Source organism: Dehalogenimonas alkenigignens (genome assembly GCF_001466665.1).
In the GTDB taxonomy this organism is placed as follows: Bacteria; Chloroflexota; Dehalococcoidia; order Dehalococcoidales; family Dehalococcoidaceae; genus Dehalogenimonas; species Dehalogenimonas alkenigignens.
The window spans coordinates 780705-795619 of record NZ_KQ758903.1; the positions used below are offsets into that span (position 1 = coordinate 780705).

Annotated in this window: 16 protein-coding genes and 1 tRNA gene; 7 read left to right on the top strand and 10 right to left on the bottom strand. The window is 59.9% G+C overall.

The annotated features are described in order from the left end of the window. Positions 1-18: 18 nt before the first annotated feature. From DEALK_RS04115 to DEALK_RS04135, 5 genes are all read right to left on the bottom strand, one after another. A complete protein-coding gene (locus DEALK_RS04115; RefSeq protein WP_058440032.1) occupies positions 19-867 on the bottom strand; it encodes a 3-hydroxyacyl-CoA dehydrogenase family protein in 849 nt (282 codons plus the stop codon). 80 nt (positions 868-947) lie between these two features. Beyond that, positions 948-1709: an enoyl-CoA hydratase/isomerase family protein gene (locus DEALK_RS04120; RefSeq protein ID WP_058438987.1), complete on the bottom strand. Its 762-nt coding sequence runs from the start codon at positions 1707-1709 to the stop codon at positions 948-950. 118 nt (positions 1710-1827) lie between these two features. Next, on the bottom strand, positions 1828-2406 hold the full coding sequence (yedF, locus tag DEALK_RS04125; protein ID WP_058438990.1) for a sulfurtransferase-like selenium metabolism protein YedF: 579 nt from the start codon (positions 2404-2406) through the stop codon (positions 1828-1830). 54 nt (positions 2407-2460) lie between these two features. Further along, positions 2461-3237 carry an acyl-CoA dehydratase activase gene (locus tag DEALK_RS04130; protein WP_058438992.1) on the bottom strand — a complete coding sequence of 259 codons (777 nt, stop codon included), beginning with the start codon at positions 3235-3237 and terminating at the stop codon, positions 2461-2463. Then, entirely contained in the window at positions 3238-4512 is a 1275-nt protein-coding gene (locus DEALK_RS04135; RefSeq protein ID WP_058438993.1) for a double-cubane-cluster-containing anaerobic reductase, read from the bottom strand. Positions 4513-4976: 464 nt separating this feature from the next. Here DEALK_RS04135 and DEALK_RS04140 point away from each other — a divergent pair. Together DEALK_RS04140 and DEALK_RS04145 are read left to right on the top strand one after the other, a co-directional pair. Continuing rightward, positions 4977-5051 (top strand) — tRNA-Met (locus DEALK_RS04140). 114 nt (positions 5052-5165) lie between these two features. Next, positions 5166-5510, top strand: a complete 345-nt coding sequence (locus DEALK_RS04145; protein ID WP_058438994.1) for a c-type cytochrome — start codon at positions 5166-5168, stop codon at positions 5508-5510. Positions 5511-5559: 49 nt separating this feature from the next. Here the strand turns inward: DEALK_RS04145 and DEALK_RS04150 are convergent, their stop codons facing one another. The 5 genes from DEALK_RS04150 to DEALK_RS04170 are packed head-to-tail and all read right to left on the bottom strand — an operon-like array spanning position 5560 to position 8644. Further along, positions 5560-6024 carry a Holliday junction resolvase-like protein gene (locus DEALK_RS04150; RefSeq protein WP_058438996.1) on the bottom strand — a complete coding sequence of 155 codons (465 nt, stop codon included), beginning with the start codon at positions 6022-6024 and terminating at the stop codon, positions 5560-5562. After that, positions 6025-6588, bottom strand: a complete 564-nt coding sequence (gene pyrE, locus DEALK_RS04155) for an orotate phosphoribosyltransferase (protein WP_058438998.1) — start codon at positions 6586-6588, stop codon at positions 6025-6027. It abuts the gene before it with no gap. Continuing rightward, positions 6576-7175 (bottom strand): signal peptidase I, encoded by a 600-nt coding sequence (gene lepB, locus DEALK_RS04160; protein ID WP_083496341.1) that lies wholly within the window; start codon positions 7173-7175, stop codon positions 6576-6578. The genes pyrE and lepB overlap by 13 nt, the downstream gene beginning before the upstream one ends. A 45-nt stretch (positions 7176-7220) precedes the next feature. Further along, the gene (locus tag DEALK_RS04165; protein ID WP_058439000.1) at positions 7221-7682 is read right to left on the bottom strand and encodes a GIY-YIG nuclease family protein; all 462 of its coding nucleotides are present in this window, start codon (positions 7680-7682) and stop codon (positions 7221-7223) included. Between the two features lie 8 nt (positions 7683-7690). Further along, positions 7691-8644, bottom strand: a complete 954-nt coding sequence (locus tag DEALK_RS04170) for a hypothetical protein (RefSeq protein WP_058439002.1) — start codon at positions 8642-8644, stop codon at positions 7691-7693. 231 nt (positions 8645-8875) lie between these two features. Between DEALK_RS04170 and DEALK_RS04175 the strand changes: the two genes are divergently transcribed. The 5 genes from DEALK_RS04175 (at position 8876) to DEALK_RS04195 (ending at position 14914) form a co-directional block, all read left to right on the top strand. Further along, positions 8876-9622 (top strand): SIMPL domain-containing protein, encoded by a 747-nt coding sequence (locus tag DEALK_RS04175; protein ID WP_065128818.1) that lies wholly within the window; start codon positions 8876-8878, stop codon positions 9620-9622. A gap of 264 nt (positions 9623-9886) precedes the next feature. After that, positions 9887-11824, top strand: coding sequence for a proton-conducting transporter transmembrane domain-containing protein (locus DEALK_RS04180; protein ID WP_058439006.1), 1938 nt, complete (start codon positions 9887-9889; stop codon positions 11822-11824). Then, entirely contained in the window at positions 11824-12762 is a 939-nt protein-coding gene (locus DEALK_RS04185; RefSeq protein ID WP_058439007.1) for a respiratory chain complex I subunit 1 family protein, read from the top strand. Before DEALK_RS04180 ends, DEALK_RS04185 begins: the two co-directional genes overlap by 1 nt. Further along, entirely contained in the window at positions 12759-13436 is a 678-nt protein-coding gene (locus DEALK_RS04190) for a hypothetical protein (protein ID WP_058439009.1), read from the top strand. Before DEALK_RS04185 ends, DEALK_RS04190 begins: the two co-directional genes overlap by 4 nt. Beyond that, on the top strand, positions 13436-14914 hold the full coding sequence (locus DEALK_RS04195) for a proton-conducting transporter transmembrane domain-containing protein (RefSeq protein WP_058439010.1): 1479 nt from the start codon (positions 13436-13438) through the stop codon (positions 14912-14914). Before DEALK_RS04190 ends, DEALK_RS04195 begins: the two co-directional genes overlap by 1 nt. Position 14915: the final 1 nt, after the last annotated feature.

The following is a 14915-nucleotide window of genomic DNA, read 5'->3' on the forward strand; positions in this document are numbered from 1 at the left end:
CCGGAGGCTGCAGGGCGGTTAACGGTATTCATAGAAGCCCTTGCCGGATTTCCGCCCCAGCCAGCCGGCGGTGACCATCTTCTTCAGAAGCGGCGGCGCGGCGTACTGCGGTTCCTTGGATTCCTCATACATGATGTTGGCGATGAAGAGGAGCGCATCGAGGCCAATATAGTCCGCCACCTGCAGCGGTCCCATGGGATAGTTCAGGCCGGCCTTAATAGCGGTATCGATATCCTCGCGGGCGGCCTGGCCGCGGTCCAGCATGCGGATAGCGTTCAACAGGTAGGGGATCAGCAGGGTGTTGACGATATAGCCGGGGGCATCGCGGGCGACGATGATGGTCTTGCCCAGGCTCTCGCCGAAAGCCTTGCCGGCCGCCAGCGTCTCGTCCGAGGTGGCGATGGTCCTGACCACCTCCAGCAGCGGCATCAGGGGCGCCGGGTTGAAGAAGTGCAGTCCAAGGACCTGATTGGGGCGCCGCGTCGCCATAGCCAGGTCGATGATCGACAGCGACGAGGTGTTGGTGGCCAGGATGGCATCGGGGCGGCAGACGGCATCCATCTCGGCAAAGATGCTTTTTTTGAGTTCCATGTTCTCGACGGCGCTTTCGATGACCAGGTCGCAGTCGCCCAGGGCGGTCATGGTATCGGCAGTGGCGATGCGCGCAAGGACAGCCTGGCGCTCATCGGCGGCGATCTTCTCTTTTTCCACCAGCCGGGAGAGGTGTTTTTCTATAGTGGCCATAGCTTTTTTCATCCGCTCGGGGCTGCGGCTGAAACCGACAACAGCGTAGCCGGACTGGGCGCAGAGCTGGACGATGCCGGCACCCATGACGCCGGTGAAACCGACCACGCCTACTTTCTTGATTGGCATTTGTTCTCCTTACCCGGAAATCCGCCGTTCATGGATTCGACAGGCTCACCACGAACGGTTTTCGGAATTTTTTATCAGGATTTATTCTTGTGCGCCCGGCGCTTTTCGCGGTAAGCGCGGAGGCTCTCGTCGAAGCCAGGGGTATGCAGGGCGGCGTCCTCAAGCGCGGCTTCAAGGTCGAGCGCCTCGCCGAGCGGCAAGTCAAAGCCCTTATACATCGTTTCTCTGGCGAAGCGGACGGCGTCCGGCGATTTCTCGGCGATGACGCCGGCCATTTCCAGGGCGGCTGCCATGAGTTCGCGGTCCGGGACGACCTTGTTGACCAGCCCGATACGCTCGGCTTCGGCGGCATCGATCGCTCGGCCGGTGAGGATCATCTCCGCCGCCCGGCCGCCGCCGACGAGCCGCGGCAGGCGCTGGGTGCCGCCCCAGCCCGGGATGAGCCCCAGGCCGATTTCGGGCAGGCCGAGCCTGGCCGACGAGCCGGCGACGCGTATGTCACAGGCTAAAGCCAGTTCCAGCCCGCCGCCCAGGGCAAGGCCGTTAATGGCGGCGATAAGGGGTTTGGAGCAGGTTTGACCGCGCATGATGGTCGGCGGCAGGCTTTTAGTGCCGTTTTCTTTCATGCAGGGGAGGGTTTCGCCGATATCGGCGCCGGCGCAGAAGGCTTTGCCGGTGCCGGTGATGACGGCGACCCGGAGGCTGGGATCCGTCTCGAAGTGGGCGACGGCATCGGACAGGGCGCGGAGGCTGGCGAGGTCGAGGGCGTTATAAGCCTCGGGGCGGTTCAGGGTGATGAGGGCAACGGCGCCGTCGGTGGTGAAATCTATCGTCATGTAATTCCGTTGAACGAGCGTTCAGACGGCGGCATTGTAACAGGCGAGGGGCGGCGGGTCAAGGTATTCTGCCGCCCTCACCTTAGTCCTCTCCCGCGAGGCCGCGGGAGAGGAGATATTACAGGCTGACAACCTTCGCCGCCCGAAGCATGGTGTCGGCGATGGTGAACATGTTGGAGACCTGACCGACCGCAATTTTGTCAGCCAGTCCCAGCCGCGACAGGCAGGTGCCGCAGGCGAGTAGCTCGATACCGGAATCGGCAAACTGTTTAAGTTCGCCCAGGACGTGAGAGCCTTCAGCCACCAGTTTGACGCCGTTATTCATGAACAGGATCGTTTCGGGGCGGCCGGGCAGGGACTGGAGGGTGTTAAGGAAACTCTGCATCAGGAGGCTGCCGAGTTCGACATTCTCGCCGCGGCCGATGATGTCCGAGCCGATGAAGATGACGATGCCCGTAGCCTTCGGCGGTTCGGGTTTCGGAGTGGCGGCCGTTTTGGCAAGCCGGACATAGATACCGTCGGGTTTGATCTCCGCCGAGATGCTGCAGCCCTGGGTTTTACCGAATTTGGCGACGTTATGCTGCGAACCGGCGTTATCGACAATGACGGTCACTTCATCCGAGCGTTTGAGAGCTTCGGCGGCCAGCAGCACGGGCTGCGGGCACGGCTTGGCGCGGGCGTCGATTATTTCGGGCATAATTTCCTATCTCCTGTTTTCATATCGTGCCGGATTCGTTGGGCTAGGGCACCCTCACCTCGGTCCCTCTCCCGTCGGGGGAGAGGGAGGTTGGAGAGATGCGATTATGGCAGCGCCGAGGGCGGCGGTGGTTTGCGGCCCCTCCGGCACGGTGATTTTAAGGCTTAGTTTCTCCTCCAGCAACCTGACCAGGCAGGGATTCTTAGCGCCGCCGCCGGAGAATATTAGCCTGTCAGCCATGCCCACCCTTTTTGCCATCGAACCGATACGGGAAGCGACGGCCTGGTGCAGGCCGAGGGCGATGGCGTGGGCGTCCTCCCCCTTGTTGATCAGCGAGACGACCTCGGATTCGGCGAAAACGGTGCAGAGGGAGTTCAGAGTCACCGAACGGCCGGCGCCGAGGGCGGTTTTGGCGAATTCGTCGATGGAAAGCTCCAGCGCCCGGGCCATGATCTCCAGGAATTTGCCGGTACCCGCGGCGCAGCGGTCGTTCATCTCGAACTTCTGGACCCCGGTCGGCGACAGCCGGATGACCTTGGAGTCCTGGCCGCCGATGTCGATGACGCTTGATACGTCGGGGTAGAGGAAGCGGGCGGCGGCGGCCTGGGCGGAGATCTCCGAGATGGTGGCGCCGGAAAGCTCCGGCGCCACCAAATCACGGCCGTAGCCGGTCACCGTCAGTTTATCGAACGATCGCCCGTCGAGCAGCCGGCGGCAGCGGTCGAGCGGTTTCAGTCCGCTGTCGGCGACGGCGGAATGGACAATGTGTCCATCGGCGAAGAGCACCAGCTTGATGGTGCGGGATCCGACGTCGAGGCCGGCGGTGATCAATTAGAGCGTCTCCAGGAACGCGTCGATGCGGGTCTTGAGCTGGCCGGCGTCCTCGTCGGAATAGTCGGTCTCGATGCGCAGCAGCGGGATGCCGGCCTTTTCCAGGGCTTTGTCCACCTGGATGGCTTCGTTGGCGTAGGTGTGGCAGAACTGCAGGTTGTAGTGGATGACTCCATCAGCCTTGAGCGTCTTGGCCATGCCGATGATGTCGTCCAGGCGCTCGCAGTTGGGGGTGAAGCAGGCGCAGTTGGTCTTGAGGTAACGGTCGGCCAGGGCGGTCACCACCTCGTCGAGGTCGGTGATGCCCTCGGGCGCCAGCTCGTTGAAGAAGCGCGAGCCGGTGCAGGACTCCTCGCCGACGACCACCGCCCCGGCGCTCTCGATGAGGTGGTGCAGCTTCCAGTTGGGGATGGCCATGGGCGAGCCTGAGACGAGGATGCGCTTGGCGCCCCTGGGGAAGACGCCCTCGCCGTTTTTCACCCGTTCCTCGAGTTCCTCGTTCAGGGTTTTCATGATCTGGGTCTCGCGTTCGACGTCGTCGTACATCGATACCTGAGTGGCGAGGAGGGCGTCCTTGCCGGAGATGGGGGCGGGGTCGGCGGCGCGAAGCATCGACAAACGCTTGAACTCGCGGCGGCGGGCATTGACCTTCTTGATGGCCTCGCCGAGGTTTTCGGCGGTGATCCGGTTGCCGGTCAGTTCCTCGATCTTAGCTTTGAAGTCGCGGACTTCCTGCTGCCACAGGGCGCGGCCGGCGGGCCCGCGCTTGTTGGGCACTTCCATGACGTACACCGGCTGGTGTTCGGCCAGAAGTTCAAACATTTTTTTCTTGCCGTCGCAGGTGGTCTCGCCGACGATGAGGTGCGATACCTGGACGTAGGGGCAGAGCCTGCCCAGCTTGAAGCCGAAGGAGGACTTGATCAAGGCGCAGGTGTTGCGGGGCAGCACCTCCTCGGCGGCGGGGATGGAGAAGGCGGTGCCGGCGCACAGGCTGACGGGGATGGCCCCCGTCGCCCAGCAGAACTCCTCCGGTACGAAAACGCAGTAGGTGGCGACGACTTTACCGCCGGATTTGGCGTGCTCACGCAGTTCCTTGACCCGTATTCCGTGGATGTCGCCGACGACGAAATCGTAAAAGCCCATACCCTTTGGGCGGTTCTTCTGGCTGAGATAAATGTCCCGGTAGATTGGTCCCAGGGCGTTCATCAGTTGACCGTGGGAGGCCAGGTCAATGCCCAGTTCCGACCACATCTGCTCGCTTTCGGTTAAAGCCATGTCAAATCCTCTCAATGTTTTCTAACCTGGTCGATTGCTGCGGTTTGCCGTGACGGCAAACCTCGCAAAGGCAAACTCACATTCGAGGGGACTGCGGCCGAAGTTTCCAATCGCGGCTGAGAAGCCCGTAAAAGAAAAACGGCGGAGTTGCCTCCGCACGTCGTAATGAAACTGAGGAAGTGTCCGGCTAGTTAGCCAAAAACACCGACGGAAGGGAGGCGTAAGCAGTCCCGGGCGCGGCACCCGCGCCGAAAAGGTTCCGTCAGGTGCGGCGGTGGAAGGGCGTCCTGGACATACTTATCACCTCCTTTTAGCGGGGATTTTCAAATGACTACGGCCGAATTATAGCGCCGGCCGCCGCCCGAGGTCAAAAAGAACTAGAACTTTGGGCTTAGTTAGAGCCTCGGATTGACAGGCTGAGGCGGCGGATTATAGAATGATTTCCCGGTTATCGCAATCTGCATGCCATCGTAGCTCAGCGGCAGAGCAGGGGACTCATAAGCCCTTGGTCGGTAGTTCAAATCTACCCGATGGCACCAATGACTTCTTTCTCATCGCTCCTGACCCCTTCATATCTGGCTGCGCCGGTTTTAACGACTTCCCAAAATGATGTTATACAATGGGATTAGTTCCGGAAATGGAAGGAGCAGAAGATGAACAGCAAGAAAATGATCCCGGTACTACTGGTACTTGTCATCATCGGGGCAATCGGGCTTACCGCCTGCACCACCAACGGCGGCGGCACGACCACCAGCAACCCTCCGTTCACGACCGTGGCCAGCACGGCGCAGCTTTATGCCGACCAGTGCGCCTTCTGCCACGGGGCGAATCGTGAGGGCGGTCTGGGCCCGGATATCCGGCCGAACTCCGATACCATCAAGGCATTCAGCAGCGCGCCGTCATTATACGACCGCATCGCCGACCACTACCCCGCCCAGGACCTGGGAGCCGACGCTCAGCGGCAGCTGGCGGCCTATCTCTTCCAGGAAACTCACTAGTTATTCGGATCGGGAAGCGGGAGGGGGCGGATGTTCCCTCCCGTCTCAGCTAAACCGGGTTTCCTGAATCCGGCGGGCAGGGGCGTTCAACCAGTTCCCAGCGGACCATGCCGTCCTCAATAAGCTGCCGGATCTTCCGTTCCGATGGAGTGAGCTGGCAGTTAACGCCGCTTTTAACCTCGAGGATAACAACTTCTCTGGGGTCGCCGGCGGACAGGCCGGGGAAGACGACGAAGTCGATAGGGCTGCCGATGAAGCGGGCCTCGGTGGGGTCGTACTTGAACTCCGGCAGGAACGGCACCATTTGTTCAGTGAATTTACCTCCCAGAACCGCCCGGCTCTGGGTCACCGCCTGCCTGGAGGCACGCAGCACTTCCGACTTCCAGTAAGCCTGTTCCTGGACCTGCCACTCACGGAAGCGCGACTCAAATCGCCGCCGGATGACATAATAGTTTAGATAGATGATGGCAAAGGCGGCGAGAACGGCGGCGGCAATGACCAGCGCCGTGTCCAACTAGCTGCTCCCGGGCTTTGTCAGCGGCAGACCGGACCGGCACAGCGGGCAAGCCTCAGGCTGGTACGCCGGCGTGGCGGCGCGGAGGCAGGAATACAACTGGGCGCCGAAGTCCAGCGGGACTTCCGAGCGGTCAACCATCACGCCGACGCCGACGATGTCGCCCCGATGCTTCCTGACTGCTTCAAAGACCTCGCGGATGCTCTTGCCGGTGGTCAGGATGTCGTCGACGACCAGTATCTTCTGGCCCGGCCGGATCGTGAAGCCGCGGCGGAACTCCCGCTCGCCGGACGGGACTTTCTCGGCGAAGGCCGCCGGTAAACCCATCTGGCGGGCGACCTCAAATGCCAGGATGATGCCGCCGGTGGTGGGGCCAACGACCAGTTCGATGCCCCTGCCCTTGAAGTGATCGGCGATCATGCGGCACAGGGGGACGGCGGCCGCGGGATTTTCGATAATACGGAATTTCTCCCAGTAGACCGGCGAATGCAGGCCGGAGGTAAGCAGAAAGTGCCCCTTCAGCACGGCGCCGGAATTGATGAATAGCTGTTCTACGTTTTCGATAACTGGCTTCCTTTCAGGCGGCGGGGGAACAGCGCCAGAGGCAGCAGCAGCCTGGCGGTCTCCGGGAAGTCATAATTCGGGGCACCGCCGAAGCTGTCCAGGGGCCAGAAAACGACCCAGGCTTTGCCGTGGACGTCATCGCGGCTGACCGTCCAGCCCTGGCGCGAGTCCAGGCTGACCGGCCGGTTGTCGCCGAGAACGAAATACTGGCCCTCGGGGATGGTGACGGCCGGGTAGCTGCGCTGATCGCGGTTGACCAGATAGGGCTCTTCAATGGCGGCGCCGTCAATGTAAACGGTGCCGGAGACGATGTGCACCGTCTCCCCGGGCAGGCCGATGATGCGCTTGATGAACTCCCGCCCGTCTTCGTAAGGCGAAGGGAAGACGATGATGTCGCCGCGCTGGGGCTCGCCGAAAGCATAGCTGACCTTGCTGACCAGCAGTCGGTCCTCGTCCATCAGGTTCGGCTCCATTGAGGTGCCGTCAACAATGGAGTTCTGCAGGGTGAACTGGAAAAGAACGAAGATTATAAGCGCGCCGCCGAGGATGTAGGCGATTTCGATGACGGCGGCTTTGAGTGTTTTCAAAATGTCTCCTGAACCCGCACTATTATAACAGCCGAGGCGTACCGGTCAACAACTTCGGCTGCTTTGAGCATCGCGATCGTAAAGATGAGTATCACCTATACTCATCGTTCGAGGATCGAGACCCGCCGCCCGGAATGCGCCGGTGGCCCGAGATGTTAAATCAATGAGGTCGGGGCTGAAGAAGAGGTGCGACCGGCAGCGGCAGTCGGAGCAGCCGAAGCCCGCCACCGCCGGCAAATCAGACAGGCGCCCGGCGAGCAGGCACTCCGCGTCGGCATTGGTCTCCGCCGACAGGACCGAGCGGACGGCGGCATGGTCGAGCAGGTAGTCGATATGCCAGTGGCGTTTCTTGTCCGGCGACTGATGGCGGGCGATCCGGGCCTCCAGGCCGTTCATCGCCGAGCCGACGTAGGCGTAGAAGCCGGCATCGAGAGCGAAGGCGCGGCGGCGGGTAGTTATGGTGGTGGGGTGCGGCAGTTCGAGTATAAGGATGTAGAGGCCTGTCATCCCAAACGCTAGTAAGTTGGAGTTTGCAGGTCGATCGCTAAACTAGAAATTGCAGCAGGCCAGGCGGCCGGGTCTGAAGGTAGCCAGGCCGTTTTACCCCCAGCCCCTTCCAGCTCAATCTCATATCCGCGATGTTCATCGAACCTAATGATTTTCCCATGGACCTTTGTCGGGGTGTCGGTGCCCGCAGGTTGACTGGAACTGATTGTGAGGTCAATGTCGGCGCCGACCGGCAGTTTATCCAATTTTCCATCAGATTTCTTGAGAATCTTTAATCCCGGAGTTGTGACCTTGATCGAAAATGATTCTGATTTAGGTTGGCGGAAATCCTCATTGAGCCACAATCGTTCTCCCTTGTGTTTACCCTCAAGTTCAACCTCATACCCACGGTGCTTGTCAAAGTTGATGATTTTTCCCTGTTTTCTTGTTTTTCCAACCGGTTTCCCGTTCACGGTTCGGCTTTCTTCGAATACGACTGGAGAACCAGTCGAGAGAAGATCGCTTTGCGTTTGAATGGGAAGGGTGCTAAAAATCGAATGTAGAGATGAGGTTATTTTTTCATCCTCGGTTTTAATGAAGAAGCTTTTCTTATCAATAAATAATACATAAACTCCAGGGACTTGGTGCTGGCCTCTGCGGGAAATCGCTATACCTTTTATACTAGAAGTATCGATTTTTTTTGTTGAATACCAATACCCTAGAACACTTTTCCTTATACTTACTTGGCCTAGGTCCGGTTGGACTTTGACCTCGATAGTCTCTAGTGCTCGGAGTAATGAATAGATGCTGAAACCAAGGACGGCGAGCACAATGGCAATAGGCCTAACACTGATTCCCCTGGCTTCCCCGAAAATGAAGTAAGCGCCAACCAGGAACAAGGCCACCAGCCCAAATTCTTGAATTTTGATCCAAAGCGGATAAGAAAAGGTAATACTGTTTTCTGACTCTCGGATGATAGCCATACGTTCCTCAAAATGCCGATCTCGTTTGGTAAACTGCTTTTGTAAGCGTATCTTATTCCAAAGCAGCAAATAACACCAACATCAAAGTAGGAGCATCAGTGACAATAACACCTCTCGATCCCTGTGATGCTGCTCGGACTAAAAAATCTCGGCACCCAAGGGCTAACTATCTCCGCTGGTCTGCCGTTATACATTATTGAAACCAGTGAAAACAGGCAAGGAGAAAGAAAGATGAAAAAGGGAGCTATCATAGCTGTCTCGGCGATCATGGTGATCGCGCTCGGCATCGGGGCGATGGGCTTTACCGCCGCCCAGTCCGGCAATCTGATCAACACCACCCAGCAGGTGGGCATCTGGGTCAACGGCGAAGGCAAGGTTACCGTCACCCCGGACACCGCCAACCTGTCGCTCGGCGTTCAGGTTGAGGATGCCACCCTGGCGGCGGCCAATCAGAAAGCCGCCTCCGCCATGGATGCTCTGGTAGCCGCGCTCAAGGCGCAGGGCGTGGCTGAAAAGGACATCAAGACCCAGGGTTTCAACATCTACCCGGTTTACGATTATGACAAAGAGACCGGGCGCAGCACCATCCGCGCCTACCAGGTATCCAATACCGTAGAGGTCAAGGTGCGGGTAGTTGCCAATGCCGGCAAGGTCATTGACGCCGCGGTAGCGGCGGCCGGCAACGCGGTCAGGGTCAACACCATCTACTTCTCGGTCGACAATACCGCCGCGGCGATGGACCAGGCCCGCGAGCTGGCTCTTCTGGATGCCAAGGCGAAGGCGGAGCAGATCGCCAGAGTCACCGGCGTGTCCCTGGGTTCCGTCAGCTTCGTATCAGATTCAACATACGGCGGCGGCCGGGTCACTCCGCCGATGGCCATTGATTCCAAGGCCGGCGCCGAGGGTTCGGTCACCCCTGTCCTGGCCGGCGAGAGCGAGATCGTGGTCACCGTCCAGGTCATCTACAACATCAATTAGCGCCTCCTCCCTTCAAGCAGAGGGCGGTCCTTCATCCGATGGGCCGCCCTCTCTTTTTACTGCTTCGCCCGTCGACCAAGTTTCAGAAACGGTCGGTTCTTTTCGGGGTTTTATCGGCTCGATGTCCTTGACACTTCACGGCTGGGGCGAATAGAATAACGCCCATCAACAGCGACGACATACCGGCCGGCTGACCGGGGAGAACGGAGGGGAAGTCCCGCGGGACTTCCTTTTGCTTTTCTGCCCAATGGACATTAAAACAAGGTGATACAGGCGCTCTTTCTCGGCGGGGCAGGGCTCATGCTGCTGGCGGCGGCGGTGGGCGTCATCGGCGGCGGGGATTCCGGCGCCGGGCGGCGGAAGGCAGCGCTGGCGCTGGTCATCGCCGGCGCGGTCGCCTGGACGGCGGCCTCGGCAGGCGTTCTGGCCGACGGCGCCGCGGTAGATTTCACCTTCTACCGCCTGACGCCGGACCTGGCTTTCGCTTTCCACCTGGACCGGCTGTCGGCTTTCTTCTGCTTGATCATTGCCGCGGTGGCTTTTTGCGCCGCCGTTTATTCCCTGAATTACATCGAACACGGCGCCGGCGGCCGCCAGCGGGATTTTTTAACCGCCGCCATGGCGGTGTTCATTCTGTCGATGGGGCTGGTCGCAGCTTCGGCCAACTTCTTCGCCCTCATCTTTTTCTGGGAAATGATGTCTCTATCTTCGCTCCTTCTCGTCCTCTACGAGCGCGACCGAGCCGAGACGGCCAAGGCCGGGGTCTACTATCTGGTGATGACCCAGTTTTCAACGCTCTTTCTGCTCCTGGGAGCTCTCCTGCTGCACCGTTATACCGGAACCTTCGACATCGGCGCCGCCGACCTGTCGCCAGCCGCCGCGGGGCTCATCTTCGGCGCCTTTTTCATCGGCTTCGGTACCAAGGCCGGGGTCATGCCCTTCCACAAATGGCTGCCTTTCGCCCACGCCGCGGCGCCTTCGAATATCTCGGCGCTGATGTCCGGGGTGATGATCAAGGTGGCGGTCTACGGCCTGGTTCGGATTCTCCTGGACGTGCTCTCGCCGGAACTGTGGTGGGGCACGGTGCTGCTCGTTTTCGGCAGCGTGTCGGCGGTGCTGGGAGTCATCTATGCCCTGAAAGAGCACGACCTCAAAAAGCTGCTGGCCTACCACTCCATCGAGAACATCGGCATCATCGTCATCGGGCTGGGGCTATACGTCATCTTCGGCCACTACTCGCTTGCCGCCCTGGCTGACCTTTCGCTTTTCGGGGCATTGTTCCACACCCTGAACCACGCCGTCTTCAAGAGCCTGCTGTTCATGACCGCCGGCTCGGTGGTGGCCGCCACTCACAGCCGCAACATCGAAGAAATGGGCGGGCTGGTGAAGCGGATGCCGGCCACGGCGGTCATCTTCCTTATCGGCGCCGCCGCCATCTCCGCCCTGCCGCCTTTAAACGGCTTCGCTTCCGAAGTGATGCTCTTTCAGGCTTACCTGGGGGCTTTCCAGGTGCCCAGCCCGCTGACGGCAGTGCTTTTATTCACCGCCCTGGCCGCCTTTGCCCTGATGAGCGCCCTGGCCGCCGCCTGTTTCGTGAAAGCTTTTGGCGCCGTGTTCCTGGCGCTGCCGCGTTCCAAAGAGGCGGAGCAAGCCGTCGAAGCCCCCCGGGCGATGCTCATCGGCCCGGGGATACTGGCCGCCGCCTGCGTCGTTTTGGGGGTATTCAGCTATCAAATATTCAATGCCGCCGGCTTCGACCTGCCGCTGATCGACCTGCTGCCGGTGACCGCCGTCACCGGCGCGATCTTCGGCCTGGCGGTCTTCCTGGTGAGGCGTTCCGGATCGAGAGTGCGCGTCTCCGAGACCTGGGGCTGCGGCATCCACCGCCAGACAAGCAAGATGGAGTATACCGCCTCCGGCTTCTCCGAGCCGATCGTCACCATATTCAGCCCGATCTTCAGGACAAGAAAGTCGCTGCGCCGGGAGTATGCCGACAGAGACAAGTCGATCGTCGCCGGGGGTTCCGGCGAAATCCACACCCTGCAGTTTTTTGAAGAGCGCATCTATCTGCCGGCCGCCCGGCTGGTCCAGCGGCTGTCCGGATTTGTCTCCCGGCTGCATAACGTAGACCTCGACGCCTTCGTTCTCTACGCTTTCGTGATTATTGTCATCCTGCTGCTGGCGGTAGGGAGGTGGCTGTAATGGCGGAATACCTGCTGTATGCCGTCCTGAACATCGGCTTCATCACCGCCATTTCTCCCCTGATGCTCGGGGCGGTCAAGAAGGTCAAGGCACTGAGCCAGGGACGCATCGGCCCGCCGCTGCTCCAGGGCTACTACAACCTGGCCAAACTGCTGAAGAAAGAAATCATCTACTCCCCGAACACTTCATTCATCATGCGCCTGGCGCCGTACATCAATATCGGTTTCCTGCTGGCGGCGGCGGCGATGGTGCCGGTGGTGTTCCTGCCGTCCGCCGAGGGCGCGCCGGGCAACGTCATCCTGTTTTTATATCTTCTGGTCTCGGCCAAATTCTTCATGGCGCTGGCCGGCCTCGACGCCGGCTCCACGTTCGGGGGCATGGGCTCGTCACGCGAGATGAGCCTTTCGGCCATTATCGAGCCGGTGACCATCACCTCTGCGGCCGCTCTGGCTTTTGTACTCAAAACGACCGACATTTCCGAGATGTTCGCCGCCGTTCTGGGCGCCTCGCTGGCGCAGTACCCGACGCTTATCCTTATCGGCATGTCCCTGTTCATCGTTCTCATCGTCGAGACGGCGCGGATCCCGGTGGATAACCCCGAGACTCACCTGGAGCTGACCATGGTCCATGAAGCGATGCTCCTGGAACAGACCGGACCGAAATTGGCTTTGATGGAGCTTTCCTACGGCGTCAAGCAAACGGTGCTGATGGCTATCCTGATCAACATCATTTTCCCCTGGGGCCTGGCAGCCGAGGCGACCTTGCCGGCCATCGCCGTTTCGATGCTCAGCTTCGGACTTAAAGCCCTGGCGCTGGCGGCGGTCATCGGCGTTTTCGAATCGCTGATGGCCAAGATCCGCTTGTTCCGGCTGCCCAGCTTCTTCATGCTGGCGCTGTTTTTCTCTTTTGTGACTATCGTCTTCGAGCTTTTGGCATGAACGAACTCATTATCGGCGACGACTTTATTAAAATACTGCTGGTGCTGGTGCTGGGCTCGGCTGCTCTGATCATCACCCAGCGTTCTCTAGTCTCGCTGTTTTCAATCTACGCCGCCCAGTCGGCTATCCTGGCGGCGGTGGCGCTGGCCCTCTTTACCCGGGAGGGTACGGCCAGCCTGCTGTTCATGGCGGTACTCACCGTCGCCTCGAAGGTGATAATTATTCCCTTTTTCCTGAGGCGGCTGCTGGCGGTCATGCCGATCAAGCGCGACCTGGAGTTCCATTACCTGACGCCCATCGGATCGATTATCCTTTCGACCGGGCTTTTCTTCGTGGTCTATCAGGCGTTCAGCGCCCTGTCGCCGGCGCTTGAGGTATCCCGGCTGTTCATCCTGGGCGCGGTCATCGGCGTGTCGCTGGCGCTCATGGGCATGATGGTGATCATGAGCCGGCGCAAGGTGATCACCAAGATTATCGGCTACCTGTCGATGGAAAACGGCGTGCTGCTGTTTTCCATGTTCATCGCCGAGATGCCTTTCATCATCGAAGTTCTTATCATCGTTGACCTGTTGATGATCATAGTCCTTTCGGCGGTACTGGCTTTCGGCATCGACTCATCCGTCGAGGCTTTCCACAAGCGCCTGAACCAGCTGGGTCTGGACTTCGAAGACTGATGGACAGTTTGATTATATTCGGTTATGCCATCCCGGCGGTGATCGCCGCCGCCGCGGCTTTCTTGATCGGCCGGTTTCAGCCCGGAGGCGACGGCCGGCGGCTCAACAGCCTGATCATCGGCGAAGCGGTGATTTATCTCGGGTTATCAATCTGGCTGGCGGCGTCCGGCCTGCCGCGCTTCTTTACGGATAACGGCTATCTGATGGCCGATACCCTGGGCGCCTACGAGGCGGTCATCACTTCGGTGCTGTTTTTACTGGCCTCGGTCTACGCCCGAGGTTATGTCGGTTCGCTGTTAGAGCGGGGTGAGATCGAGCGTTCTCTACTGGGGTTGTTCTACGGGGCTTTCGCTTTATTGCCGCTAGTCATCGTCATGGGTTTCCTGTCAAATAATCTGGCGCTGCTGTGGATCTTTGCCGAGCTGTCCACCCTCTTTTCGGTGGTGCTGGTGGTAACCCTGAAGGCTCGGGAAAACATCACCGCGGCGCTGAAATATGTCTTCGTCACTTCCACGGCGATGCTGTTCGCCTTCGTGGGCATCATCATCCTGTTCGCCCTGTCCAGGGAGGTCGTCCCCGGCGGCACGCTCAACTGGACTGACCTGATGGACGCCGCTGCCTCCATCGAACCCCGGATGTACACCTTCGCCTTCGTTTTTCTGTTTATCGGTTTCGGGGCCAAGGCGGCTATCGCGCCGTTCCACACATGGCTGCCGACGGTCTATGTCCGGGCGCCTTCAGTGGTCGCCGTGGTTTCCGGCGCTGTATTGAACCTGGGGCTGTACGCCATCCTCCGGCTGCTGGCCCTGGGCCACCAGGCCGGCGACGAAGCCTTTCTCAATCCTTTTCTGGTAGCCTTCGGCACCGCCAGCCTGTTCCTGGCCGCCCTGGCTCTCATTTCCCGGACGAATACCAAGAAACTGATTGCCTTCTCCGGCATAGAACATTCCGGCCTGATCCTGCTGGCTTTCGGCCTCGGGTCGCCGGCAGCCCTTTTCTGGGCCTTGTTCCACAAGGCAGGCAACGCCCTGGTCAAGGCGCTGCTCTTTTTCTCCGCCGGCATTTTCCATCGGCAGTATGGTTCCAACAAGTTTTTTGCCATCAAGGATCCCTTCAGGCTGCAGCCGCTGGCGGCCTGGGGACTGGTCATCGGTTCGGCGGCGGCCATCGGCGCGCCGCTCACCCCGGTGTTCCTGGCCAAATTCAATATCCTGGTCGCAGCGGCGACTCAGGCGCTGCCGCTGTTCATTGCCGTCCTAGCGGCGTTCCTGCTGGCAGCGGCGGGTTTTGGCTACTACCTGATCAGGGCTTTCACCCAGGGCGGCGATGCCGGTATGGAACGCTATGACACACCCGCGGCAATGCGGCTGCCGATAGCCGCCGCGCTGGTACTGCTGGTGGCGCTGGGGGTATGGCTGCCCGGCTGGCTGGGTGATGCCTTGAACGTAATTATCGCCGATCTGGGCTTCCAGGGGTAAT